General features: G+C 71.5%; 18 protein-coding genes. 5 read left to right on the forward strand and 13 right to left on the reverse strand.

All coding sequences use genetic code 11. The features are described 5' to 3' along the window. Positions 1-130: 130 nt before the first annotated feature. The 5 genes from ilvC to CU044_RS27905 form a co-directional block, all read right to left on the reverse strand. On the reverse strand, positions 131-1,132 hold the full coding sequence (gene ilvC, locus CU044_RS27885; RefSeq protein ID WP_030351816.1) for a ketol-acid reductoisomerase: 1,002 nt from the start codon (positions 1,130-1,132) through the stop codon (positions 131-133). Between the two features lie 161 nt (positions 1,133-1,293). Continuing rightward, complete coding sequence (gene ilvN, locus CU044_RS27890; protein WP_030351817.1) at positions 1,294-1,818, reverse strand: acetolactate synthase small subunit; 525 nt, start codon at positions 1,816-1,818, stop codon at positions 1,294-1,296. Between the two features lie 44 nt (positions 1,819-1,862). After that, the gene (locus CU044_RS27895; RefSeq protein ID WP_129771532.1) at positions 1,863-3,713 is read right to left on the reverse strand and encodes an acetolactate synthase large subunit; all 1,851 of its coding nucleotides are present in this window, start codon (positions 3,711-3,713) and stop codon (positions 1,863-1,865) included. Between the two features lie 233 nt (positions 3,714-3,946). Next, positions 3,947-6,799 (reverse strand): EAL domain-containing protein, encoded by a 2,853-nt coding sequence (locus CU044_RS27900; protein WP_193564093.1) that lies wholly within the window; start codon positions 6,797-6,799, stop codon positions 3,947-3,949. Between the two features lie 340 nt (positions 6,800-7,139). Further along, positions 7,140-8,078, reverse strand: coding sequence for a 2-hydroxyacid dehydrogenase (locus tag CU044_RS27905; RefSeq protein WP_129771534.1), 939 nt, complete (start codon positions 8,076-8,078; stop codon positions 7,140-7,142). Positions 8,079-8,150: 72 nt separating this feature from the next. On the opposite strand from CU044_RS27905, the gene CU044_RS27910 reads away from it, so the two are divergent. From CU044_RS27910 to CU044_RS38785, 3 genes are all read left to right on the forward strand, one after another. After that, on the forward strand, positions 8,151-9,146 hold the full coding sequence (locus tag CU044_RS27910) for an aldo/keto reductase (protein ID WP_129771535.1): 996 nt from the start codon (positions 8,151-8,153) through the stop codon (positions 9,144-9,146). A gap of 175 nt (positions 9,147-9,321) precedes the next feature. Further along, positions 9,322-10,482 (forward strand): PQQ-dependent sugar dehydrogenase, encoded by a 1,161-nt coding sequence (locus CU044_RS27915; RefSeq protein ID WP_240045883.1) that lies wholly within the window; start codon positions 9,322-9,324, stop codon positions 10,480-10,482. Positions 10,483-10,523: 41 nt separating this feature from the next. Further along, on the forward strand, positions 10,524-10,697 hold the full coding sequence (locus tag CU044_RS38785; RefSeq protein WP_165371986.1) for a DUF6191 domain-containing protein: 174 nt from the start codon (positions 10,524-10,526) through the stop codon (positions 10,695-10,697). 66 nt (positions 10,698-10,763) lie between these two features. Here the strand turns inward: CU044_RS38785 and CU044_RS27920 are convergent, their stop codons facing one another. From CU044_RS27920 to CU044_RS27940, 6 genes are all read right to left on the reverse strand, one after another. Then, entirely contained in the window at positions 10,764-13,811 is a 3,048-nt protein-coding gene (locus CU044_RS27920) for a helix-turn-helix transcriptional regulator (protein WP_129771556.1), read from the reverse strand. A gap of 133 nt (positions 13,812-13,944) precedes the next feature. After that, a complete protein-coding gene (locus CU044_RS38790) occupies positions 13,945-14,118 on the reverse strand; it encodes a hypothetical protein (protein WP_165371987.1) in 174 nt (57 codons plus the stop codon). Between the two features lie 213 nt (positions 14,119-14,331). Continuing rightward, entirely contained in the window at positions 14,332-14,976 is a 645-nt protein-coding gene (locus CU044_RS38795) for a hypothetical protein (protein ID WP_165371988.1), read from the reverse strand. 89 nt (positions 14,977-15,065) lie between these two features. Beyond that, positions 15,066-17,309 carry an MMPL family transporter gene (locus tag CU044_RS27930; protein ID WP_129771536.1) on the reverse strand — a complete coding sequence of 748 codons (2,244 nt, stop codon included), beginning with the start codon at positions 17,307-17,309 and terminating at the stop codon, positions 15,066-15,068. Between the two features lie 157 nt (positions 17,310-17,466). Beyond that, positions 17,467-19,662 (reverse strand): phospholipase C, phosphocholine-specific, encoded by a 2,196-nt coding sequence (locus tag CU044_RS27935; protein ID WP_129771537.1) that lies wholly within the window; start codon positions 19,660-19,662, stop codon positions 17,467-17,469. Between the two features lie 198 nt (positions 19,663-19,860). Continuing rightward, positions 19,861-20,772 (reverse strand): alpha/beta fold hydrolase, encoded by a 912-nt coding sequence (locus CU044_RS27940; protein ID WP_129771538.1) that lies wholly within the window; start codon positions 20,770-20,772, stop codon positions 19,861-19,863. Between the two features lie 119 nt (positions 20,773-20,891). On the opposite strand from CU044_RS27940, the gene CU044_RS27945 reads away from it, so the two are divergent. Together CU044_RS27945 and CU044_RS27950 are read left to right on the forward strand one after the other, a co-directional pair. After that, the gene (locus CU044_RS27945; RefSeq protein WP_129771539.1) at positions 20,892-21,494 is read left to right on the forward strand and encodes a TetR family transcriptional regulator C-terminal domain-containing protein; all 603 of its coding nucleotides are present in this window, start codon (positions 20,892-20,894) and stop codon (positions 21,492-21,494) included. A gap of 245 nt (positions 21,495-21,739) precedes the next feature. Further along, positions 21,740-23,587 (forward strand): serine/threonine-protein kinase, encoded by a 1,848-nt coding sequence (locus CU044_RS27950; protein WP_129771540.1) that lies wholly within the window; start codon positions 21,740-21,742, stop codon positions 23,585-23,587. 97 nt (positions 23,588-23,684) lie between these two features. Here CU044_RS27950 and CU044_RS27955 read toward each other — a convergent pair whose 3' ends face one another. Next, positions 23,685-24,146 (reverse strand): universal stress protein, encoded by a 462-nt coding sequence (locus tag CU044_RS27955; RefSeq protein WP_129771557.1) that lies wholly within the window; start codon positions 24,144-24,146, stop codon positions 23,685-23,687. 53 nt (positions 24,147-24,199) lie between these two features. Beyond that, on the reverse strand, positions 24,200-25,456 hold the full coding sequence (locus tag CU044_RS27960; protein WP_129771541.1) for an SLC13 family permease: 1,257 nt from the start codon (positions 25,454-25,456) through the stop codon (positions 24,200-24,202). Position 25,457: the final 1 nt, after the last annotated feature.

Consider the following 25,457-nt stretch of genomic DNA (forward strand, 5'->3'; position numbering starts at 1 on the left):
GAGCAGTCTAGTGCTGTCACCGGGGCGTTTTCCGCCCCGGCGGCAGGATCACCCGTACGTGCGGTCCCGCGTCGGCGTTCCGTACGGGCGGCCCCGGCTCATCCCTGGCCGGGGCCGCCCGCGCGCGGTGTTACGCGTCCTCGTTGTCGACCCAGCTCATGAGCTTGCGCAGCTCGGCGCCGGTGGTGGCGAGCAGGCTGTCGCTGTCGGCCTTCTTGTACTCGTTGTACTTCTTCAGACCGCCGTGGTACTCCTCCATCCAGTTCTTGGCGAAGGTGCCGTCCTGGATCTCGGCCAGGATCTTCTTCATCTCGACCTTGGTCTGGTCGGTGATGACGCGCGGGCCGCTCACGTAGTCGCCCCACTCGGCGGTCTCGGAGACCGACCAGCGCATCTTCTCCAGGCCGCCCTCGTACATCAGGTCCACGATGAGCTTCAGCTCGTGGAGGCACTCGAAGTACGCGATCTCCGGCTGGTAGCCGGCCTCGGTCAGCGTCTCGAAGCCCGCCTTGACCAGCGCGGCGGTGCCGCCGCAGAGCACGGCCTGCTCACCGAACAGGTCGGTCTCGGTCTCCTCGGTGAAGGTCGTCTTGATGACGCCGGCGCGGGTGCCGCCGATGCCCTTCGCGTACGAGAGGGCCAGCGCGAAGGCGCTGCCGGAGAAGTCCTGCTCGACGGCCGCGATACACGGCACGCCGCGGCCCTCCTCGTACTGGCGGCGGACCAGGTGGCCGGGGCCCTTGGGGGCGACCATCGCGACATCGACATTGGCCGGCGGCTTGATGAAGCCGTAGCGGATGTTGAGGCCGTGGCCGAAGAACAGCGCGTCGCCGTCCTTCAGGTTGTCCTTGATGGACTCCTCGTAGACCTGGCCCTGGATCGGGTCCGGCACCAGGATCATGATGACGTCGGCCTCGGCGGCGGCCTCGGCGGGCGTCACCACGCGCAGGCCCTGCTCCTCGGCCTTGGCCTTGGACTTGGAGCCCTCGTGCAGACCGACCCGGACGTCGACACCCGAGTCACGCAGCGACAGCGCGTGGGCGTGGCCCTGGCTGCCGTAGCCGATGACCGCGACCTTGCGGTTCTGGATGATGGACAGGTCGGCGTCGTCGTCGTAGAACAGCTCGGCCACTGGGTCTTCTCCTTGGTGTGCGCTGCTTGGGGTGCAGGCGGCTTTGAAAATGTCGCAGCTCGCGTCCCACCCACCGTACGGCGGGACGGTCGCTGCGGTCTCCCGGTCTCGCCATACGAGCGGAACGGGATGGGGTGTGCGTACGGGCGGGGGACGGGAGGTTACGCGCTGCGGTCGAGTGCGCGCAGGCTGCGGTCGGTGATGGACCGCGCGCCACGTCCTATGGCGATCGTGCCGGACTGCACCAGCTCCTTGATGCCGTACTGCTCCAGCATCTTCAGCATGGCGTCGAGCTTGTCGCTCGATCCCGTGGCCTCGATCGTGACGGCCTCGGGCGAGACGTCCACGGTCTTGGCGCGGAACAGCTGGACGATCTCGACGATCTGGGAACGGGTCTCGTTGTCGGCGCGGACCTTCACCAGGACGAGCTCGCGCTGGATCGCGGCGCCGGGCTCGAGTTCGACGATCTTCAGGACGTTCACCAGCTTGTTGAGCTGCTTCGTCACCTGCTCCAGGGGCAGTTCCTCGACATTGACCACGATGGTGATGCGGGAGATGTCGGGGTGCTCGGTGACACCGACGGCGAGCGAGTCGATGTTGAAACCGCGGCGGGAGAACAGCGCGGCGATCCGGGCGAGGATGCCGGGGGTGTTCTCCACCAGAACGGAGAGCGTGTGCCTGGTCATGTGTCGGTCTCTTCTCTCGGTCTCTCGGGCTCTCGTTCCGCGGCTCAGTCGTCCGCGCCGTCGCCGAAGTCGGGGCGGACGCCCAGGGCGGCCATGACCTCGTCGTTGGAGGTGCCCGCGGCGACCATCGGCCAGACCTGGGCGTCCTCGTGGACGATGAAGTCGATCACGACGGGGCGGTCGTTGATGGCGTTTGCCTTGGCGATCACCGCGTCCAGCTCGTCCGGGGACTCGCAGCGCATCGCGACACAGCCCATGGCCTCGGACAGCTTGACGAAGTCCGGCACGCGGGTGCCGCCGGTGGGGCCGTCGGCCGCGTCCTGGCCGGAGTGCAGCACGGTGTTGGAGTAGCGCTGGTTGTAGAAGAGGGTCTGCCACTGGCGGACCATGCCCAGCGCGCCGTTGTTGATGACCGCGACCTTGATCGGGATGTTGTTGAGCGCGCAGGTGGTGAGTTCCTGGTTGGTCATCTGGAAGCAGCCGTCGCCGTCGATGGCCCAGACGGTGCGGTCCGGCTGCCCGGCCTTGGCGCCCATGGCGGCCGGCACGGCGTATCCCATGGTCCCGGCGCCGCCGGAGTTCAGCCACGTGGCGGGCTTCTCGTAGTCGATGAAGTGCGCGGCCCACATCTGGTGCTGGCCGACGCCCGCCGCGTAGATGGTGTCCTCGGGGGCGAGTTCGCCGATGCGCTGGATGACCTGCTGCGGCGAGAGGGTGCCGTCCGCGGGCTGGCTGTAGCCGAGGGGGTAGGTCTCGCGCCAGCGGTTGAGGTCCTGCCACCAGGCGGCGTAGTCACCGACGTGGCCGTCGGTGTGCTCGGCCTGGACGGCCTGGACCAGATCGGCGAGGACCTCGCGGGCGTCGCCGACGATCGGCACGTCCGCGGTGCGGTTCTTGCCGATCTCGGCCGGGTCGATATCGGCGTGGACGACCTTGGCGTGCGGCGCGAAGCTGTCCAGCTTGCCGGTGACGCGGTCGTCGAAGCGGGCTCCGAGGGCGACGATCAGGTCGGCCTTCTGCAGCGCGGTGACGGCGGTGACCGATCCGTGCATGCCCGGCATTCCCACGTGCAGCGGGTGGCTGTCGGGGAACGCGCCCAGCGCCATCAGGGTGGTGGTGACGGGGGCGCCGGTGAGCTCGGCGAGGACCTTCAGCTCGGCGGTGGCGCCGGCCTTGAGGACGCCGCCGCCGACGTACAGCACCGGGCGCCTGGCCTGCGTGATCAGCTTGGCGGCCTCGCGGATCTGCTTGGCGTGCGGCTTGGTCACCGGGCGGTAGCCGGGCAGGTCCTGGGTGGGCGGCCAGCTGAAGGTCGTCTCCGCCTGGAGCGCGTCCTTCGCGATGTCCACCAGGACCGGTCCCGGGCGCCCGGTGGAGGCGATGTGGAAGGCCTCCGCGATGGTGCGCGGGATGTCCTCGGCCTTGGTGACCAGGAAGTTGTGCTTGGTGATCGGCATGGTGATGCCGCAGATGTCCGCCTCCTGGAAGGCGTCCGTCCCGATGGCCTTGCTCGCCACCTGGCCGGTGATCGCGACCATCGGCACGGAGTCCATGTGCGCGTCGGCGATCGGGGTGACCAGGTTGGTGGCGCCGGGGCCCGAGGTGGCCATGCAGACGCCCACCTTGCCGGTGGCCTGGGCGTAGCCCTCGGCCGCGTGGCCCGCGCCCTGCTCGTGGCGGACGAGGATGTGGCGGACCCGGGTGGAGTCCATCATCGGGTCGTACGCGGGGAGGATGGCGCCGCCGGGGATGCCGAATACCGTGTCGGCCCCCACTTCCTCAAGAGAGCGGATGAGGGACTGCGCGCCCGTGACGTGCTCGACGGAGGCGGGGGACGGTCCGCCGTTACGGGCCCGCGGCTGCGGATGGTGGGCCCCGGTGGCCTGCTCGGTCATCGGCATTCTCTTCTCGAGGCTGAGGGTTTTTGCGAGGGTTTGGGGTGTGCCGGTGCAACAAAAAACCCCTCGTGCCGTGAGGCAGGCGAGGGGAGCGCGTCGGTGGGGTGTGCGGAGCGGTTCGTGCTCTGCTTCAGCCGACGCGCTTTCCAAGTACGAGAATTCGGGTGCGCATGGCACTGACCATCCCTCCGGCGCGCCATGGCTGTCAAGTGGGTGGGACGGGAGTCTCACTATTTGAGCGGATCGAGGGGCATCGAAGGGTGTGGAATCCGGTCACCCGCGGACGGCCGGGAAGACCTGACGGGAAGCCCGCTTCCGGGCAGCGCGCTGCCCGTCAGCACGGGCTGGGCCGCACCGCCCGGCAGAGGGTACGCGCCGGCCAGCAGGGCGCGGCGCAGCCGGCGCTCGTCCAGCGGCCCGGAGAAGGCCATCCCCTGGCCGTGCGTACACCCCATGGCGCGCAGCGCGAGGACCTGCTCGGGGACGTCGACGCCGTCGGCCACGGACTGCATGCCCAGATCACCGGCGATCCGCAGCAGCCCCGCCGTGATCTTGTGCAGCCGCGCGGACTCCACGACGCCCTCCACCAGACCGCGGTCCAGTTTCAGTACGTCCACGGGGAGCCTGCGCAGGGCGCTGATCGCGGCGTAGCCACTGCCGAAGCCGTCGAGGGCGATCCGTACGCCCAGCCGGCGCAGCGCGATGAGCCGGTGTTCCAGCTCGTCGAGCGAGGCGCGCGGATCGCTGTCGGAGAGCTCTATCATCAGGGCCCCCGACGGCAGCCCGTGGCGGCTGAGCAGGGACTCGATGGAACCGAGCGGCAGGGACTTGTCGAGCAGCCTGCGGGCCGGGAGCCGTACGGCGACGGGCACAGGATGGCCGATTCTCGCCCGTTCCACGGCGTGGGAAACGGCCTCTTCCAACAGCCAGCGACCGAGCTCCGCGGTGCGGTCGCTGTCGTCGCCGGCGCGCAGGAACTCCGCGGGGGTGAACAGGATGCCCTGGGCGGAGCGCCAGCGGGCCTGGGCGGCGACGGCGGAGACCCGGCCGGTGGTGAGATGCACCACCGGCTGGTGCAGCAGGGCGAATTCGCCGTCGTGCAGGGCGGTGCGCAGCCGGGTCGCCAGCTCGGTCTTACGGACGACGTCGGCCTGCATCTGGGGCGCGTAGAGCTCGACCCGGTTCTTGCCCGCGGCCTTGGCCCGGTACATGGCGAGGTCCGCGTTGCGCATGAGCTCGGTGGGGGTTATGCCCCGTTCCGCGAAGGCGATACCGATGGAGGCGGCGACCCGGACATCGTTGCCGTCGATGCGGTACGGCTGCGAGAGCCTGAGGCGGAGCCGGTCGGCGATCTCGTGGACCTGGTGCTCGCGGGCGGTCAGGTCGTCGTTCCCGTCGCCGAGGACGATGGCCGCGAACTCGTCGCCGCCGAGTCTGGCGGCGGTGTCACCGGCCCGTACGGAGTCCTGGAGCCGGTGCGCGGCGAGGATCAGCAGTTCGTCCCCGACCTGATGCCCCAGGCGGTCGTTGACGCCCTTGAAGCCGTCGAGGTCGATGAAGAGCACGGCCGTGCCCGGATCGGTCGTACGGCGGCCGGAGAGGGCCTGTCGTACGCGCTCGGTGAACAGGGCGCGGTTGGGCAGGTCGGTGAGCGGGTCGTGCTCGGCGTTGTGCTGGAGCTGCGCCTGGAGGCGGACCCGTTCGGTGACGTCCCGGCTGTTGAAGATCAGCCCGCCCTGGTGGCGGTTGACGGTGGATTCCACGTTGAGCCAGTCACCGGCGCCTGATCTGAACCGGCACTCGATGCGGGTGGTGGGTTCCTCGGAGGGGGGTGCGGCCAGGAAGCGCCGTACTTCGTGGACCACCCTGCCGAGGTCGTCGGGGTGGATGATCGAGGCCAGCTCCGCGCCGACGAGATCCTCGGCCTCGCGGCCGTACACGCCCGTGGCGGCGGGGCTGACGTAGCGGAGTATGCCGGAGGGCGCGGCGATCATGATCACATCGCTGGAACCCTGCACCAGGGACCGGAAGTGGTTCTCCTTCTGGGCCAGTTCATGGGTGAGCGCGATGTTGTCGACGAGCATGATGCCCTGCCGTACGACCAGCGCGAGCACGACCGCGCAGCCGGTGAGGACCACCACCCGGTCGACCCGCCTCCCCTCGATCACGTTGTAGAGGATGCCCAGCGTGCAGACGGCGGCCGCCAGATACGGCGTGAGCGCGGCGAGCGAGCCGGCGATGGGACGGCTGGGGGTACGGGGATGCCGTGGCGGTGGAGGGCTCTCCGGGACCCGGCGCATCCCCCATGGCGCGTACGCGAGGAGCAGCGAGCCGGCGAACCAGCCGGCGTCCAGCAGCTGTCCCGAGCGATAGGTCTCCCGCAGCAGCGGGGACGTGAACAGGGCGTCGCACAGCACCGTCAGGGCGAGCGCGGCGATGGCGGTGTTGACGGCGGACCGGCTCCCCGTGGCCCGTCGGAAGTGCAGCGCGAGCACCATGCTGACCAGCACGATGTCGAGCAGCGGATAGGCGAGGGAGAGCGCCGCCTGGGTCACGCTCTCCCCCTGGAAATGCGCCGTCCGCGCGAGGGCGAGACTCCAGGAGAGCGTGAGCAGTGAGCCGCCGATCAGCCAGGAGTCGAGCGCCAGACAGACCCAGCCGGCCCTGCTGACCGGGCGTTTGGCGAGCACGAGCAGTCCCACGATGGCGGGTGGCGCGAAGCAGAGGAAGAAGAGATCGGCGAGTGAGGGACTGGGCACCGGCTCGTCGAGGATGACCTCGTACCAGCCCCAGACGGCGTTCCCTCCTGAGGCCATCGCGGAGGAGAACGAGAAAAGGAGCCAGGCGGGCTTGAAGCGGCTGCCGCGGCCGCGCGCGTAGAAGAAGCAGGAGACCGCGGCGATCGCGGCGGCCAGGCTGAGACCGAAGTCACCCATGAACAAGGCCAGTTCGTGCGAGCCCCAGCCCAGCGCCGCGCCGGCCGCGTAGCCTCCGCAGATGAGGGCGAGCAGGAGCTGCGCGACCAGCCCCGAGCCGCCGCCCGCGACCGCCCGCCTGCCGAGGAGCACTCCTTCGGCGCTCACCGGAGCACCCCGGGAGGTGTCGCTGTCACCGCCGAGGAAACCTGCCTGTTGATCGGGATGTCCGGAGGCCGCCGCCGGCGTCCCTGCCGCGTCGGATCGTTCGTCCATTGGCCGTACATCGCCCGTCGCCCCCCTCGCGTTCTGTTCACTCCGCTGCGCCGCCCCAGGCACGCCGCAGCCCCCAGATCGGGACGATACACCAGTCTCGTCACTCAGGGACATAGTTCTTCTACTCTCCGTGACGACCAGGGGAGTTGTCGGCCACGAGGGTGTCCGGTCGGCTGCGGAGAGTGTCCGGGGGTGCCTTCCGGGTCGTGACGCGGGGTGCTGCGACCGGGGGTCAGCCGGTGGTGAGGACGATGTTGCGCGGCTCCTCCCCGGCGGCGAACCGGGTGAGCTGGCCGGCCAGCAGCCGGTGGGCACGCGGCAGGAACGCCGAAGTGGAGCCGCCGACATGGGGGCTGACGAGGACGCCCGGGGTGTGCCAGAGCGGATGGCCGGCGGGCAGCGGTTCCGGGTCGGTGACGTCCAGGGCGGCCGTGATCCGTCCGCTCCCGGTCTCGGCGAGCAGCGCCTTGGTGTCGACGACGGCGCCGCGCGCGACGTTGACCAGAAGTGCGCCGTCCTTCATCCGCGTCAGGAACTCCGCTCCCGCGAGACCCCTCGTCCCCTCGGTGAGCGGGGTGGAGAGGATCACCACATCGGCGCCGGGGAGCAGTTCGGGAAGATCGGTGAACGCGTGGACGGCGCCGCGCTCCGTCGTGCGGGCGGAGCGGGCGACGCGCACCACCCGCGCGCACTCGAAGGGCGCGAGCCGGTCCTCGATCGCCGCGCCGATCGATCCGTACCCGACGATCAGTACGGACTTGTCGGCGAGCGCCGGGTAGAAGCCGGAGCGCCACTCCTCCCGCTGCTGGCCGGTGACGAAGCCGGGGATGCCGCGCAGGGAGGCGAGGATCAGGGCCAGCGCGAGTTCGGCGGTGCTGGCCTCGTGGACGCCCTTGGCGTTGCACAGGCGTACGCCGGCGGGCAGCGTGCCGAGCGCGGGGGTCACATGGTCGATGCCCGCCGAGAGGGTCTGGACCACGCGTACGGAGGTCATGGCGGCGAGCGGCCGTACCGCGACCTCCGGTCCCTTCATGTACGGGACGGCGTAGAAGGCGCAGTCGGCCGGGTCGGCGGGGTACTCCTCACCGCCGTCCCAGAACAGGTAACGCGGTCCCTCGGGGAGTCCTTCTATCCCGTCGGCCTGGAAGGGGAGCCATACGTCTGAAGTCATGGTCAGGAGGCTATGCGACGTGCGCCGGACCGATGGGGTTAGCTTGAGGGCGGCATGAGGAGGGGTACGGCGTTGGAGCGCAGGACAATCGGTGCGGCGGCGCTCGAAGTGGGCGCGATCGGCCTCGGCTGTATGCCGATGCACTGGGCGTACACCGGCTCGCAGCAGCACGGGGACCGTTCGCTCCGTACGGTGCACGCGGCGCTCGACGCCGGTACGAGCCTGCTCGACACGGCCGACATGTACGGCCCCTTCACCAACGAGCTGCTGCTGGGGCGGGTGCTCGGGCAGCGGCGGGCGGACGTCTTCGTCTCGACCAAGTGCGGACTGCTCGTCGGTGATCAGCACATCGTCGCCAACGGCCGCCCCGGCTATGTGCGGCGGGCCTGTGACGCCTCGCTGCGGCGGCTCCAGACCGATGTGATCGATCTCTACCAGCTGCACCGCGCCGACCCCGAGATACCGGTCGAGGAGACCTGGGGCGCGATGGCGGAGCTGGTGACCGCGGGGAAGGTGCGGGCGCTCGGGCTGTGCGCGGTGGGGGCGCGCGCGTCCCGGCGCAGATCGGGGGCGCATCTGCACGAGTCCACGATCCGCCAGCTGGAGCGGGTGCAGCAGGTCTTTCCGGTGAGCGCGGTGGAGGCGGAACTCTCGGTGTGGTCGCCGGAGGCGCTGGAGCGGCTGCTGCCGTGGTGCGAGGCGCGCGGTATCGGGTTCCTGGCGGCGATGCCGCTGGGCAACGGCTTCCTGACCGGCACGCTCACGCCGGGGCAGGGCTTCGAGCCGGACGACGTACGGGCGCGGCATCCGCGGTTCACGGCGGAGATCATGGCCGCGAACCAGCCACTGGTGGTGGGGTTGCGCCGGATCGCGGCGCGGCACGGCGCGACCCCGGCGCAGGTGGCGCTGGCGTGGGTGCTGAGCCGGGGGCGGCATGTGGTGCCGCTGCCGGGGACGAAGCGGGAGCGGTGGGCGGTGGAGAACGCGCGGGCGGCGGAGCTGACGCTGACGGCGCGGGATCTGGCCGAGATCGCGGAGCTGCCGCCGGTGCGGGAGTCGTGGGACTGAGCGTGTCCGCGGGGTAGGAACAGCCGCGGTGCAATAGCGGTGAAGCACAGGGGATTCGGCGCGGACGAATCGGCGCAGACGAATCGGCGCAGACGAATCGGCGCAGGGGATCAGCGCAGGGGATCAGCGCAGGGGATCAGCGCAGCGGAATCGCAGCCTTCGAAGGGATCGAACCGTGCAACGTTCAGCAGTGACGGCCGTAGGGGCCGCTGTCGCCCTTCTCGTGTTGACGGGATGCTCCTCGGGCGGCGACACGGGCGCCGTGCCCGGCCGGAGCGCCCCGACGACCCCGGCCGCCGCCACGTCGCGGGACGCGCCGCCAAGCCCGTCGGCCGCGCCCGCCAAGGGCTCGGCGAAGGTGGTGTCCACCGCGGCGGAAGGGCTCGCGTCCCCGTGGGGCCTGGCCGCTCTGCCCGACGGTGATCTGCTGGTGTCCTCGCGCGACGAGGGGACGATCACCCGGGTGGACGCGGAGAGCGGGCGGAAGACCGTGATCGGCGACGTGCCCGGGGTCTCCCCCGCGGGCGAGGGCGGGCTGCTGGGCATCGCGCTCTCTCCCTCGTACGCCTCGGACCATCAGGTGTACGCGTATTTCACGACCGAGGGGGACAACCGCGTCGCGCGAATGTTCTACGACGAGAAGAAGCCGGCCGGACAGCAGCTGGGGGCGCCGGACACGGTGCTGCGGGGTATTCCGAAGGGCAGTATTCACAATGGCGGCCGGATCGCGTTCGGCCCGGACAAGATGCTGTACGTCGGCACGGGCGAGACCGGTGAGACGGGCCTCGCGCAGGACAGGAAGTCGCTGGCCGGCAAGATCCTCCGGATGACTCCGGACGGGCAGCCCGTCCACGGAAATCCGGAGGCGGATTCGGTCGTCTATTCCCTGGGCCACCGCAATGTGCAGGGTCTGGCCTGGGATTCCGAGAAGCGGCTGTGGGCGTCGGAGTTCGGCCAGAACACCTGGGACGAGCTGAATCTCATCGAGCCCGGCAAGAATTACGGCTGGCCCGACGCGGAGGGAAAGGCCGGTGAGCCCGGCTTTGTCGACCCGGTCGCGCAGTGGAAGACGGACGAGGCGTCGCCGAGCGGTATCGCGTACGCCGAGGGCTCGATCTGGATGGCCGCGCTGCGCGGCGAGCGGCTGTGGCGGATTCCGCTGGCGGGACGGGAATCCGCGGCTGCCCCGCAGGCGTTGTTGAGTGGGGAGTACGGCCGCCTGCGCACGGTCCTTTCGGCGGGCGGGAACAAGGTGTGGCTGATGACCAGCAATACGGATGGCCGGGGCACACCGAAGCCGGGGGACGACAGGATCCTCCTGCTGGAAGTCGCGTAGCGATACGCGCCGCGACGCGTGGTGAAGAGGGTGGGCAGTCCGTGTTCAACCTGATCGAGGAGCTTTTCGCGCCGGGCCGCAAGCACACCGACGAGGAACGGAAAAGACTGGAACTGACCAGGGTCGATGTCGATGACAACGATCCGGGCCGGGGACCGATAGATCTCGCCTCGGGAAAAGTCACGATAAGGCCGCCCACCCCGCACGGGGAGTGACGAGTTTTGGGCCTGTCCGGTGGAACTCCGCGGGCCGCGGAGTTCCGCCGGACAGGCCCTGGGGCGCTAAGCCGCCGAATCGGGGAAAAGGCGCAGCCGGTGCGAGAGCGCCGCCGCTTCCGTACGGCCGGACACGCCCAACTTGGCCAGGATGTTGGAGACATGGACACTCGCGGTCTTGGGCGAGATGTACAGCTCCTCGGCGATGGCGCGGTTGCTGTGACCGGCGGCGACCAGCCGCAGGACGTCCTGCTCCCGGGGGGTCAGGCCCAGTGAGCGGGCCGGGTCCGGATCCGGGCCGGAGCGGGCGGCCGTACGGACCCCGGCGGGCGTCGGCGCGAGGCTGATCCGGGCCCGGCCGGCGAGCAGTTCGATCTCCTCGGTCAGCGGGCGCGCGCCGAGGCCGCGCGCCGCCGTATGGGCCAGGACGAGCAGATCCGCGGCTTCGGCGCGGTCGGCGTGGTGGTCCAGCAGCGCGGCGGCCCAGCGCTGCCGGGCGAGCGCCAGTTCCAAGGGCCGCTCCGTCGCTTCGAAGGCGGCGACGGCACGCGCCCACAGCTCCGGCGCCATCCTGCCCTCCGCCCGTGCCAGCTCGGCTTCGAGCAGGAGGCCGTACGCCTGCCAGACGGGCACGAGCGTGGGCATCCGCTTGGCGTGGACGCGTATGGCCGCGAGGATCGCCGCGCGTCCCGCCTCCGCGTCCGGCAGCCCTCGGGCGTCCGCCTCGATGGAGGCGGCCGTGCACAGCAGCGGCAGTGCGTACTGCCGGGTGCCCGGCGGGAAGCCGTGTTCGGTGATCCGCTCGAACTCGGCCCTGGCATCGGCCAGCGCGCCCCTTCGCGCGGCGATACACATCGCGAGCCGGGCCGGCGGTATGAGGTGCTGCGGCTGGAAGTCATGGGTGCCGAAGAAGCCCCTGGCCAGCTCCACCTGGCGCTGAGCCTCGTCGAAGTCGCCGCGTACCACGGCCAGTTCGGCGCGGCGCCCGGCGACCAGACCGCGCGCCTTGTGGGACTGGGCGAGCGCCACCGTGTCATCGAGGACGGCGTCCGCCTCGGGCCAGCGCCCGAGGGAGAAGAGGGAGTGGGCCAGATTGTGCCGCACCCAGGCCTCCGTATCGGCGAGCCCCCGCTGATGGGTGAAGGCGACGCCCTGCTCCGCCGCGGTCACCGCTTCCCCTGAGCGGCCCATGCTCTCCAGCGTGGACGGCAGATTGACACTGGCCCGCCCCAGGATCCCGGCGGCGCCCAGCTCGACGGCCCGGTCCCGGGCCTCGTGGATCTCGGCGATGCCCTCCTCGACACCCCCCGCGTCGGCGGTGAGCCAGCCGCGGGTGAGACGGGCGTGCAGCTCGGTCAGTTCGGCGCCGACCAGCCGCGCGTACTCCACGGCCCGGTCGGCGGCGGCCAGGCTTTCGGGACCCGGGTGGTGCAGGGCGCCCCAGCTCGCGACCGTGGCGAGGACCTCCGCGTGCACGGCGGACGGCCGCATGCCGCGCACCAGCTCCTGGGCGGTGGCCAGCTCCTGCCAGCCGTCGCCGCGCGTGAGGTCCTGCACCAGCCGGGAGCGCTGGATCCAGAACCAGGCGGCGCGCAGCGGATCCTTCCCGCCGTCCTCGCCCTCCAGGACCCGCAGGGCCTTCTTGGAGATCGCCAGGGCGCGTTCACGTTCACCGCCGAAGCGGGCGGCGACCGTCGCCTCCGCCATCAGGTCCAGATAGCGCAGCGGCGCGGAGGCGGGATCGCCGCCGCAGGGCGGATAGACCTCGACGTCGTCCGGCGGCCGCAGCGTGCCGCGTACCTCCTCGGGGGCGTCGTCCCACAGCTCCATGGCCCGTTCGAGCAGCCTCAGTTGCTCGGAGTAGGCGTAGCGCCGGCGCGCCTCCACGGCGGCGCTCAGCACGGCGGGGAGGGCCTTGGCGGCGTCGTGCGCGTGGTACCAGTGGCTCGCGAGGCGGGTGGTGCGCTCATCGGCCCGTACGAGCGAGGGATCGGCCTCCAGCACCTCGGCGTAGCGGCGGTTGATCCGGGAGCGCTCGCCCGGGAGCAGATCGTCGCTGACCGCCTCGCGCACCAGGGAGTGCCGGAAGCGGTAGCCGTCCCCGTCCGCCGTGGGCAGCAGGATGTTGGCGCCGACGGCGGCCCGCAGCGCCTCGATCAGCTCGTCCTCCGCGAGTCGGCCGACGGCCGCCAGCAGCCGGTATTCGACGGTCGTGCCGCCCTCCGCGACGATCCTGGCGACCCGTTGGGCGTCCTCGGGCAGCGCCTCGACCCTGACGAGCAGCAGATCGCGCAGGGAGTCGCTCAGACCGGTGCTGCGCCCCGTCCCGATGGAGCAGGCCAGCTCCTCGACGAAGAACGCGTTGCCGTCGGAGCGTTCGAAGATCTGGTCCAGCACGGCCGGGTCCGGTTCGGCCGCGAGGATGCCCGCGAGCTGGCTCCGTACCTCGGCGCGGCTGAAGCGGGAGAGCTCGATACGGCGGACGGAACGCAGCCGGTCCAGCTCGGCCAGGAGCGGGCGCAGCGGGTGGCGGCGGTGGATGTCGTCGGCGCGGTACGTGGCGAGCACGACGAGCCGGCCGCGGCGCAGCGCGCGGAAGAGATAGGCGAGGAGATGGCGGGTGGAGGCGTCCGCCCAGTGCAGATCCTCCAGGACGAGCACGACCGTACGGTCGGCCGCCAGCCGTTCGAGCAGCCGGGCGGTGAGCTCGAAGAGCCGGGCGGTGCCGTCCTCCCCGAGCGCGCCGCGGTCCGACTGCCCCAGCTCCGGCAGGATCCGGGCCAGCTCGTCCTCCTGGCCCTCGGCCGCCGCCTTCAGTTCGTCGGGCAGTTGGCGCCGCAGCGAGCGCAGCGCGGTGGAGAAGGGCGCGAACGGCAGTCCGTCCGCGCCGATTTCGACGCAGCCGCCGACCGCGACGACGGCCTTCTGGGCGCAGGCCACTTCGTGCAGTTCCTCGATGAGCCGTGTCTTGCCGACCCCGGCCTCGCCGCCGATGAGCAACGCCTGCGGCTCGCCCGCGGTGGCGCGGGCGAGCGCTTGGGTGAGGGCGGTGAGTTCTCCGGATCTGCCGACGAACACGGGGCTGACTGACCTGGTCTCCACGGGGCCGAGCATCGCACAGGGGTCTGACAGCGCGGCACTGGATTTCGCGGCGCTGCTGATCGCGGCGCTGCTGATCGCGGCGCCGGTGATCGGCTGGAGTGCCATCGCGTCACCTCACGTCACGTACATCACGTCACGTGTCATGTCACGCGGCGCGCGTGAACCGGTCGTGCCACGTGTTCACCCGCCCCTCCCGTGCTTCCCTGGCCGCTCGCCTGGCCTGCCGACGGGCGGCGCGGACCTCCCGTACGAGCCGCTGCTCCTCGGCCCTGCGGATCAGCTCGGCCTCGTTGATCTTCTGGAGTTCGTACGCGAACATCGGGTCCCCCTGATGAAGATGTCTGGCGTCTGGTGATGCCTCTACCTTCGTCTCCCAGGGGGTGCGACCGCATCGGGAGAGTGCCGCATCCTGACGGGCCCCGGTGCCTTAGAAACAGGGGCGCGGACATACGTACGGCCTAAGGCCCCGGCGGTGACGCCGTGCGGGCCTCAGACCGGGAGGGGGGACGGTACGGCTGGGGAGCGTGCGGGATCAGGGGGTGGGGGCAGGGGCGGCCGGGGGCGTGGGCAGTGCCGCGAAGAGGTCGAAGTACATGCCGAAGGAGACCAGCAGCCCCAGGAAGCCCAGGATCGCCCCGGCCAGCGCGACGGGGCGCGCCCAGCCGGTGCGCTGCGGCAGGGTCAGGACGATCACTCCGACGAGCATCGCCACCAGGGCCACGGCGCCGTTGATCGCGGCGGTGACGTGCCAGCCGTCGGCGTAGATCGCGGAGATCTGCTGCTCGGCGGTGCTGGACTGGCCGGTCTTGAGCTGTCCCACCAGGCCCTGGCGCTCGGCGAGGACCCGGCTCGTCCAGGTGCCGGTGAGGGCGACGATCCCGAGGCAGACGGCGACGATGGAGGCGGCCGCGGAGCCGAGACCGGACGGGCGGCTCGCCGCGGCGGCGTCGTCATCGCCCAGGTCGTCGGCGTCCTCCGCGTCCTCCGCCGCGGCGTCCTCCGGGCCTTCGGCCGCGGTGGTGTCCTTGTCGGCGGGCTCGGCGGCGGATCCCTTCGTGAGGTCGGCCTTGGGGCCGGTCGTGGTCTCCGCCGTCGGCTCGGCGCCGGAGGCGGCGGTCCCGGCCGTCTTCGGGTCGGTGGTCTGGTCGGCGGTCTCGGTCTCGGGGGTCGGGTTCATACGGCGCACGCTAGGGGCCCAGTCTGAGAACTTCCTGAGAACGCCGAAACTCGCGGCCGGGAGAGCGTTTCCCGGCGACGTGCGAGCGTTCACCGCACGAGCACGCTGTCCTCGGTCTCGCTGTTCTCTGTCGCGCGCGGCTCAGGGATCTCCGCGTCCCCGCGCTGTTCGGGCGCCTCGATACTGATCCGCGGCAGCCAGCGGTCGAGCCGGCGCGGCAGCCACCAGTTGGCGCCGCCGAGCATATGCATCAGGGCCGGGACCAGCAGCGTGCGGAGGACGAAGGCGTCCAGCGCGACCGCCGTCGCCAGCGCGATGCCGAACATGGCGATGACCCGCTCACCGCTCAGGACGAACGCGAGGAAGACCGAGATCATGATGACCGCCGCGGAGTTGATCACCCGCCCGGTCTCGGCGAGGCCCACACGGACCGCCCGGCGGTTGTCCCCCGTCGCCAGCCACTCCTCGTACATCCGGCTGACCAGGAAGACCTGGTAGTCCATGGAGAGCCCGAAGAGCACCGAGACCATGATCACGGGCAGGAAGGGTTCGATCGGGCCCGCGCTGCCGAGCCCCAGCAGCTCACTCCCCCACCCCCACTGGAAGACCGCGACGACGACCCCGAAGGACGAGGCGACGGCGGCCACATTCATCAGCGCGGCCTTGACCGGGATGCCCACCGACCGGAAGGCGAGCAGCAGAAGCAGACAGCCGAGGGTGATGACGACCCCGATGAAGAGCGGCAGTTTGCCGATGATGATCTCCGCGAAGTCGTCGTAGCTCGCGGTGAGCCCGCCGACGTGCACGTCCAGGGAGGTGCCGGCCTCGGCCTCGGGCAGGACGTCCGTACGCAGCCGGTCGACCAGGGCGCTGGTGTCCTTCGACTGGGGCGAGGAGTCCGGGACGACGGTGAGCGCCGCCGTGTCGCCGCTGCCGTTGAACGTGATCGGGCCGACGGACGCGACGCCTTCCGTCGTACGCAGCGTGCTGGGCAGCTGGTCCATGGCGAGCCGGTCGTCCGCGCCCTCCAGGTGTGCGACCAACGTCAATGGGCCGTTGACGCCGGGGCCGAACCCTTCCGCGAGCCGGTCGTACGCCTGCCGGGTGGTGCTGGAGGCGGGGTTGTTGCCCTGGTCGGAGGTGCCCAGATGCAGCGAGAAGGTGGGCAGGGCGAGGATCAGCATGACCGCGGCGGCCACGGCGCCGAGCAGCTTGGGGTGGCGTTCGACGAAGAGGGACCAGCGGGCGGCGAAGGTCGTGGGCCGGTCGGGCTCGGGGCCGTGCGCGGCGAGCCGCTCGCGTTCGCGCCGGTTCAGCGCCCGCGTGCCGATGTACGAGAGCAGGGCGGGCAGCAGGGTCACGGACGCGGCGACGGTCAGGACGACCGTGAGCGAGGCGGCGATCGCGACGCCGTTGAGGAAGCTCAGCCCCAGGATCAGCATGCCCAGCAGGGCGATACAGACGGTGGCCCCCGCGAAGACGACGGCTCTGCCGGTGGTCGCGACCGCGTTGACCGCCGCCTCGTGGACGCTCAGGCCGCGTTTGAGGCCCGTACGGTGCCGGGTCACGATGAACAGCGCGTAGTCGATACCGACTCCGAGGCCGATCAGCAGACCGAGCATCGGGGCGAAGTCGGCGACCGTCATCACATGGCCGAGCAGCGCGATGCCCGCGTACGCCGTGCCGACCGAGACCAGCGCGGTGGCCAGGGGCAGCAGGCTCGCGGCGAGCGAGCCGAAGGCGAGGAAGAGCACGACGGCGGCGACCGCCACGCCCACGATCTCGGCGGTGTGCACCGAGGTGGATTCGGTGAGCGCGACGGCGCTGCCGCCGAGCTGGACGTCCAGTCCGTCGTCGGCGGCGGCCTTCGCGGTGTCGACGACCGCTTCCGCCTGCGACAGGGGGAGGTCGTCGGTCGGCCGCTCGAAGGTGATCCGCGCGTAGGCGGTCCGTCCGTCCGCGCTGATCTGCGCGGCGCCGTCGGGGGCGTAGGGGCCCGCGACGGAGGAGACACCGGGCAGCTTCCCGACCTTGTCGAGCATCTCCCCCATGCGCTGCTGGACCTCGGGCGTACGGACGGAGCCGAAGCCGGGACCGGTGCCGGAGGCGCGGTCCGCGTGCCAGACGATGGTGTTGTCGTCGCCGCCGAGCCCCCGGAAGCCGTCGTCGAGGAGCTGGGCGGCGCGGCCCGACTCGGTGCCCGGGGCCTCGTAGTCGTTGGAGTACGAGGATCCCAGCACGCCCGCGGCGGTCGAGACACCGCCGAGGGCGAGCAGCCACAGGAGAACGGCGAGGAGACGGTGCCTGATGCACCACCGTGCGATGGCTGCCAACGGATCGCTCCCTGGGTCACTCCGGGTCACTCGTGGGAGATTCACTGTCGCAGCGAATAGTGATCGATTGTCCGTTTGGTGGGTTTACTCACAGTGTGCGGTGCGCGGGAACTCCGCACGCCGGAGACGTGCGGGAACCCCGCGCGGCTCCGGCGCCTCAGCCGGAGACGCTCACCCGTCCGTTCTCGATGTGGCCCATCAGACGGCGCCGGAACCCCGTCCCGGTGTCCGTGCCGTCGCCACTGCCGGTGTCGCTGTCACTGTCACTGTCGGTGGTGATCTCGATGTCGTACCAGCCGTGCGCGTCCGCCGCCGAGTGCACGACGGTCCGGCCGCGGCCGGGCTTCACCGTGATCTGCCGGGTCCAGCCGTCGAGGTCGGCCTCGTCGACGTATCCCAGGGGCCGCAGCGTGAACGTGATCGGCCGGTCGCCGCTGTTGCGCAGGTCGAGATGGAGGTCGCGGTCGTGGTGGTCGACGGTCGAGGAGACCTCCGCGGCGTGTCCGGCCACCGGTCCCGCGAACTCGCGGCGGAAGCCGTTGGGCCCGGTGATCGTGAAGCGGTACGCGTCACCGGTGAGCCCGGTAAGGGGCACCGTCCATTGCGCCGTGCCCCTTACATCGCGGTGCTGCGGGATCGCGAACTCGCCGGCGTACGGATAGAGCGCGAAGTGCGCGCTCGCGCGCCCGGTGTTGCTGAGCGCGACCTTGAACACCCGCCCGTCGCCCTTCCCCTCGACCCGGCCGTACGCGTCGGTCTGGTACGGCAGCGGCCTGGCCGGGCGTACGCCCTTCTCCTGTACGGGCATCCGCTGCTCGTCGGGGGGTACGGGGCGCCAGCGGCCGGTGAACGGCGGGATCTCCCCCGGCTGTTCGACCTCGGGCAGCCTGCGGCCACGCCGGAAGTCGAAGGCGGAGGTCAGATCGCCGGTGACATTGCGCCGCCACGCGGTGATGTTGGGCTCGTCCACCCCGGTCCACTTCTCCAGGAAGCGGACCACGGAGGTGTGGTCGAAGACCTGCGAGCAGACGTAACCGCCGACGGTCCAGGGCGAGACGACCAGCAGCGGGACGCGCACGCCGAGCCCGGTCGGCCGTCCCTGCCAGCGCTCGGCGGAGCCGGAGGGGCCCTCGGCGGGCGGGACGGGCGGCGGTACGTGGTCGAAGAAGCCGTCGTTCTCGTCGTAGTTGATGAGCACGACGGTGTGCTTCCAGACATCGGGGTGCGCGCCCAGCGCGTCGAGCACCTTGTAGACGAGCGTGGCGCTGGCGATCGGCGACGACGCACCGGGGTGCTCGGAGTCGACGGCCGACGGCACCAGATAGGACACCTCGGGCAGCGTCCCGGCGGCCACGTCGGCCCGGAACCGCTCGGCCAGGGTGCCGCTCTCGACCCGCCGCAGCCCGCGCTCGAAGAGCGACCGCTCGCGCGGGGTCAGCGCGGCGACGCCCGCGTCCAGCGCGGCGAGCAGCCGTTCGCGCTCGGCGGCGTCCTCGGTGTCGCGCACGGCGGCGTAGAAGGCCTCCATGTAGGTGAAGCCGGCCGCCCCGGGCCGGCCGGGCAGCGCACGCGCCTTGGTGAGCGCCTTGCGGGCGATGTCCTTGAAGGTGGTGAAGAACTCGATGTTGTTGTCGGTGAAGTTCTCCCACTCCGTGTACGTCTGCCAGCTCCGCCCGGCCTTCTCCAGCCGCTCGGCGTAGGTCGGCCACGGATAGCCGGGGTGGGTGGCCTCGTCGTACGCGTCGTTGCCCACGGCCCGCCGCCCGTCGGCCTCGTACCCGGTCCAGCCGCTCCACAGATGGTTGCGGTTGGGACTCGTCGACGTATGGACGGAGGAGTGGTAGGCGTCGCAGATGGTGAACGTGTCCGCCAGCTCATAGTGCAGCGGCAGGTCGTGGCGGTCGTAGTACGCCATGGTGGCGGCGGTCTTGGCGGAGACCCAGCCGTCCATCCACCCGTTGTTCCAGGCCGCGGCCCCGCCGTTCCAGGAGTGGTCCAGGTCCCCGATGTACTGGAGGTCCTTCTGCTGTGCCTCGGCCGCGTCCCGGATGGGGAAGGGCAGGACGGTCTTCAGCGGCCCGGGCTGCTCGAAGACGGGCTTCCCGGACGGCAGCTCGACGGCGTTGCGGTCCCCGAAGCCCCGCACGCCGCGCAGCGTGCCGAAGTAGTGGTCGAAGGAGCGGTTCTCCTGCATCAGGATCACCACATGCTTGATCGCCCGCAAACCGCCGTCGGCCGGCTCGGCGGCCAGCGCGGCCTGAAGGGACGGCGGCAGCACCGACCCCACCGCCGCCGCTCCCAGGGCGCCGGTGCCGAGGGCGAGCATTCTTCTGCGCGATATCTCCGGAGACATGCTTGGTGACGGTAATGAAGCCCGGTGTCCGAGAGAAGACCCCGCAACGGCCGAGGAGTGAACGTCCAAGGGGAGCGCGAGCCATGGGCCGGGAGCGTGGACCGCGGCCGGGGGCACGGACCGCGGCCGACGCGACGGGGGCGACGCGATGGGGGGCGACAAGGCCGGGGCAGGCGCCCGGCTCATCGGCCGCGCTGGTCAGTCGACGGAGTCCATGAACTCAAGCATCCGGCGGTTGACTTCGTCCGCATGGTCGAACTGCGGTCCGTGGCCGGTGCCGGAGAGGATCTCGGCCCGGGTTCCCGGTATCAGCCGGGGCACACGCTCCACCTGCCGCCGCGGGTGCACGAGCAGGCTGCGCTTGCCGAGCACGAGGTGGAGCGGGGTGCGGACGCTGGACAGTTCGTCGTCGGTCAGGGGGCGGGGAGCCGGGCGCCGTACGCGGTAGGCGCGGACGGCCGTCCTTGTCATGGTGCGCAGCTCCGGCACGACGAGGACCGGCTGTTCCAGCCAGGCCGCCAGTCGCGGACGGAGGGCCTTGGGGGCGGAGGTCGCGAACAGGCTGACGAAGATCCAGACGAAGAAGCGCAGGCCCACCTTCTCCAGGCCGCCGGGGTCGAGCAGGGTGGCGGAGGCGAGGCGGCCGGGTGCGCGGTGCGCTTGGTTCACTGCGAGCCAGCCTCCGTACGAGCTGCCGACGAGATGGACGCGGTCGAGGCCGAGCCCGGCGAGCGTCTCGTCCAGCCACCGCGCGGCCCGTTCGGGCTGGTGGATGGGTTCGCGCTGGACGCTGCGTCCGGGGTCGCCCGGGGTGTCGATGGCGTAGACGGGGCGGTCGGCGCTCAGCGCGGGGGTGTTCGGGTACCACATGGCCGAGCAGGAACTCGCCCCGTGCACCAGGACGACGGGGGTGCGGGACCGGGCGGCGGGGTCGGTGGGGCCGTAAAGGTAGACGTGTGTGGTGCCGAAGGAGGTCTCCACGTCCTGTTCCGCGCGGGCCGGCGCCGCCAGGGCGTAGACGGCGTCGCAGGCCGCGAAGTGGCGGTCGCGCCTGGCTTCGCTCACGTAACGGCCGACATCGGCCTGAGGGCGGGCAGCGGTTTCGGGCACAGGCACCTCCGGGTCCGGGATCCTTTACGGTACGAACGTATCACCATGATGATACCGCTGTATCATCAACAGGTCCCGGCAGGGACGCCCCAGCGGAACGACGAGCGGAGAGAAAGCCGATGCCCAAGCGCGTGGATCATGCGGAGCGCCGTACGGAGATCGCCGAGGCGCTCGTCCGGGTCGCCGGGAGACATGGGCTGCATACCGTGGGAATGCGCGATGTGGCGGCCGAGGCGGGCGTGTCACTGCGGCTGGTGCAGTACTACTTCGAGACCAAGGAGAAGCTGCTGCTCTTCGGACTCCAGCACCTGACGGGGAAGTTCGGGGAGCGGGTCGCCACCCGGCTCAAGGCCACCGGGGACCGCCCGGGACCCCGCGCCACGATCGAGGCGCTGCTGATGGTGGCCCTGCCCACGGACGAGGAGAGCCGCACGTTCCACTACGTGCTCACCTCGTACGCCGTCCTGGCCGTCAACGACGCCGCGCTCGCCGCCCAGCCCTTCATCAAGGACCCCGACGCCGCAGAGGACACCGTGGCCGAACTCCTCCGTCAGGCGCAGGAGGCCGAGCTGCTCAGGCCCGGTGTGGACCCGCAACTGGAGGCGGCCGGTCTGCTCGCCATGTCCGCGGGACTCGGCACCGGCATCCTCGTCGGCCAGCGCGGTCCCGAGTCGGCGGCCGCCGTCCTGGAACACCATTTGGACCGCATCTTCAAGGAGTGAGCCGGGGCGGTGAGCCGGAGCGGTGAGCCGGAGCGGTGAGCCGGGGCGGTGAGCCGGGGCGCGTGCCGGCACGGCAAGAGGCAGCGAAATGCCCCGTCAGGGCGGGATCTGGGCGATTGCCGGGCGGAAGCCGAGCGGGCGCGGGCTCTTCGTTGACCGGGGAGTTCGGGGCCGGAAACACTGGCGTTCGGCCGTAACGCCGGATACGTCCGGTTACCGGGCAACTCGCTCTGACGGGGGGACAGATGAACAGTGCGGCACACCACATCGGACCGGACACGGCGCCGGACCGCTACCGGCTGCTCAGCTCCATCGGGCGCGGCGGCGAAGCCGTGCTCTACCGGGCGGAGATCGAGCTGGACGGGGCGCCGGAGACGGTGGTCGTCAAGGTGCTCGACTCCAAGTCCGCGCTCGGTCCCGGGCAGTTCGCCCGGCTGAGCACGAAGTGGAACGAGCAGGCGGAGCTGCTGCGCTTCGCGAACCGCCCCGGCGTCGTGGGGGTGCGCGAGCACTTCGAGGGTCCGCCGATCCATGCGCCGGGCGGCGCCTCCACCGTGTCGGGCCGGGCGCTCGCGCTGGTGATGAACCATGTCGAGGGCGTCGATCTGCGCGACTGGCGGTTCGAGCGGACCCTCACGACGCCCGCCGAGCGGCGTGACGTGATGGGGACGCTCGCCCAGCTCGCCGACGTACTGGACTGGCTGCACTCCGGCCGGGCCACGACCTCGGGTCGCGTGGTCGTGCACGGCGATCTGTCCCCCGGCAACGTCATGGTGAACGTCCACGGTCAGGCCACCCTCGTCGACTTCGGCCTGAGCAAGCTGACCGCGGACCACGAGACGGCGGAGGTCTGGTTCACGCCCGGGTACGCCGCCCCCGAGGTCTTCGACGGCAGGCGTACCCCCGCGACGGACCGGTACGCGTTCGGGGCGATCGCGTACTTCCTGCTGAGCGGCCAGGCGCCGCCGAACACCCCGGAGCAGCTGCGCCACGCCATCCGGGCGCTGCCGCAGCTCTCGTCGCTGCCTCCGGAGCGCAAGGAGCGCGTGCTCGCCGTCTGCGCGACGGCTCCGGAGCAGCGTCCGGAGAGCCTGGCGGGGTGGCTGAAGGACGTACGTGACGCGGTGGTGTCCACGTCCTCCGCCTCGGCTTTCGCCACGCCTGCCCCTGCCCCTGCTCCCGCCACCGCCACGCCCGTCGCCCCGGGCACCCCCACGCCCTCCGCTCCGACCGTGACCTCCGCCCGCCCGGTCCCGCCCCCACCGGTGCTGCCACCTCCACCGCCCGCGAAGGCCCCGGCGGCCCCAGCGGCCGCAACGGCCGCAACGGCTCCACCGCCCGTCACATCCCCGCCGGTCCCCACCCCCAGCCCCGCGCCTCCCCCGGTCCACTCCGTGCAGGACGCCGTACCGCCCCGCCGGGTCGCCCCCGAGCTGCGGCCGGGGCCGCTGGTCATCACCCCCGCCCCGGCCAGAAAGCGCCGCCCGGCCGTCGCCGTGCTCGCGGTGGCGCTGGCGGGCGCGCTGACCGTGATCGCCGCTCAGTGGATGTCGGCGGGGGGCGACGACGAGAACAACGGGGCCCCGTCGGTCACCGAGACCGTCACGGCGACGGAGACCGAGACGGCCGGCCCGGCGGCCCCGGATCCGTCCGCGAGCGAAAGCCCCGACGAGTCCGGTGAACCCGGCAGCGTGGCCGGCGCCGACGCCGTGTCGCTCACCGGCTTCCCGCAGGTCGACGGGGACGACATGTTCTCGGTGAAAGAAGCGGTGATCAACAGCAAGGGCCACAGCGACGCCTTCGTCTCCGACTACGACTGCGGTGGGTACATGGAGTTCAATCTCGGCCGCGCCTGGTCGACCCTCGATCTCGTCGCGGGCATCGAGGACAACAGCGTCAAGGACACCGCCCGGCTCCGTATCACCCTCGACGGGACGCCCCTGTTCGAGGAGAAGATCGAGCTGGGCGAGCCGCAGAACCGGTCCCTCAGCGTCAAGAACGGGCTGCGGCTGGTGATCTCGTACACCGCGACGGACACGGAGACCTGCGACGCGGGCACGGTCGCGCTGGGCACTCCCACCCTGCGGAAGTGACCGGGGCCGCCCCGCGCGCCGGGGCCCCGCCCCGCGCGCCGGGACCCGCCCCACACGCCGCGGCCCCGGCCCACACGTCGGCGTCCGCCCCGCCGCCCTACTCCCCGTACGGCCACACCAGCAGCACCGGGCACTCCGCGTGGTCGACCACGAACCGGGTCGCCCGGCCCAGGCTGTGCGGCCCCGGGCGGTCCCGCTCCCCGTCGCGCGCGCAGATCAGCAGCGCCGCGCCGGCCGCCGCGCGTACCACCTCGTGCTCCACGCGCCCGTGGTGGTCGAGCAGTTGGCAGGGCCTGCCGAGCCGGTGCGCCGCGGCCTCCAGCAGGTCGGCCGCGGCCGTACCGGAGAGGGCTTCGAGCCGGGCGCCGGGGTCACGGTCGGTCCGGTGGCCGCGGCCGAGCAGCCCCGTATACGCCTGGTGCGCGGCGGCGGCGATCTCGTCGTCGCCCACATGGAGCAGCACCACGTCGTCGTCGTGCGGAGCGCGCTCGCGCGCCGCGTCGACACAGGCGGGCCAGGTGGATTCGGTGATCCAGACGACGACGGTCCGCGCGGGCACGGTCCCCGCGGGGTCGGTCCTCGGTGGACCGGGCGGCGGTACGGTCACAGCGGTCAGCCTCCGATGAGTAGCAGCGTCCCCCACAGAGCCACGGTCGAGACGACGAGCGTGGCGGGCACGGTCAGCAGACCGAGCCGGGTGAAGTGGCCCAGCGCGGGCGCCGAGTCGTGCTCGTGCAGGATGCGCCGCCACAGCAGCGTCGCGAGCGAACCGACATAGGTGAGATTCGGCCCGAGGTTGACACCGATCAGCGCGGCGAGCACCGGTCCGGGCCCCGCGGGCGCGACGACGGGCAGCAGCGCCAGGATCGCCGGCAGGTTGTTGATCAGGTTGGACAGTACGGCGGCGACCGCCGCGATCGCCAGCAGCGAGGAGAGGGACGAGCCGTCCGGCAGCAGCCTGCTGATCCCGGTGTCCAGGCCGTTGTCGACGACCGCCTTGACGACCACGCCGAGCGCGAGGACGAAGAGGCAGAACAGCGGGTTGGCGGCCCGGACCAGCCCCGTGACGGTCGTCCGCTTCTGCCGCAGGGCGCGGGCCGCCAGTACGGCCGCACCGGCGACGGCCGCCCACAGGGGTTCGATCCCGGCGAACGAGGTGACCACGAACCCGGCCAGGGTCAGCCCCAGCACGACCAGCGTGAACACCGGTACCTCGCGCGGCTCGTCCGTGCTCGGGGGGTGCGCCCCCGCGGCCAGATCGGCGGCGAAGAAGCGGCGGAAGACGGCGTACTCGACGGCGATCGCGGCCAGCCACGGCAGCGCCATCAGCGCGGCGAACCGGGTGAAGGACAGCCCGCTCGCCGTGAACGCCAGCAGATTGGTGAGGTTGGAGACCGGCAGCAGCAGGGACGCGGAGTTCGCGAGATGCGTACAGGCGTAGACATGCGGCCGGGGCCGGGCACCGACCCGGGCGGCGGTCGCGAAGACGACCGGGGTCAGCAGCACCACCGTGGCGTCCAGGCTCAGTACGGCGGTGATGACGGCGGCGACGGCGAAGACCCCGCCGAGCAGCCGCCGCGGCCGGCCGCCGCAGAACCGCGCCACCAGATCGCCCGCCGCCGTGAACAGCCCTTCCTCGTCGCAGAGCTGAGCCAGCACCAGCACCGCCGCGAGGAAGACGACGACGGGCAGCAGTGTGGACGTCTGCGCGCGGGCGTCCTCGGGCGAGACCGCGCCGAGAGCGATGACCAGCAGCGCCGCGGGTACGGCCGCGACCGCCTCGGGCAGTCCGCGCGGCCGTACGACGGCGAACGCCAGCACGGCGAGCAGCAGCCCGACGGAGACGATCTCAGCGACGACGGAGTTCACG

Source organism: Streptomyces sp. L-9-10, from assembly GCF_004151105.1.
In the GTDB taxonomy this organism is placed as follows: domain Bacteria; phylum Actinomycetota; class Actinomycetes; order Streptomycetales; family Streptomycetaceae; genus Streptomyces.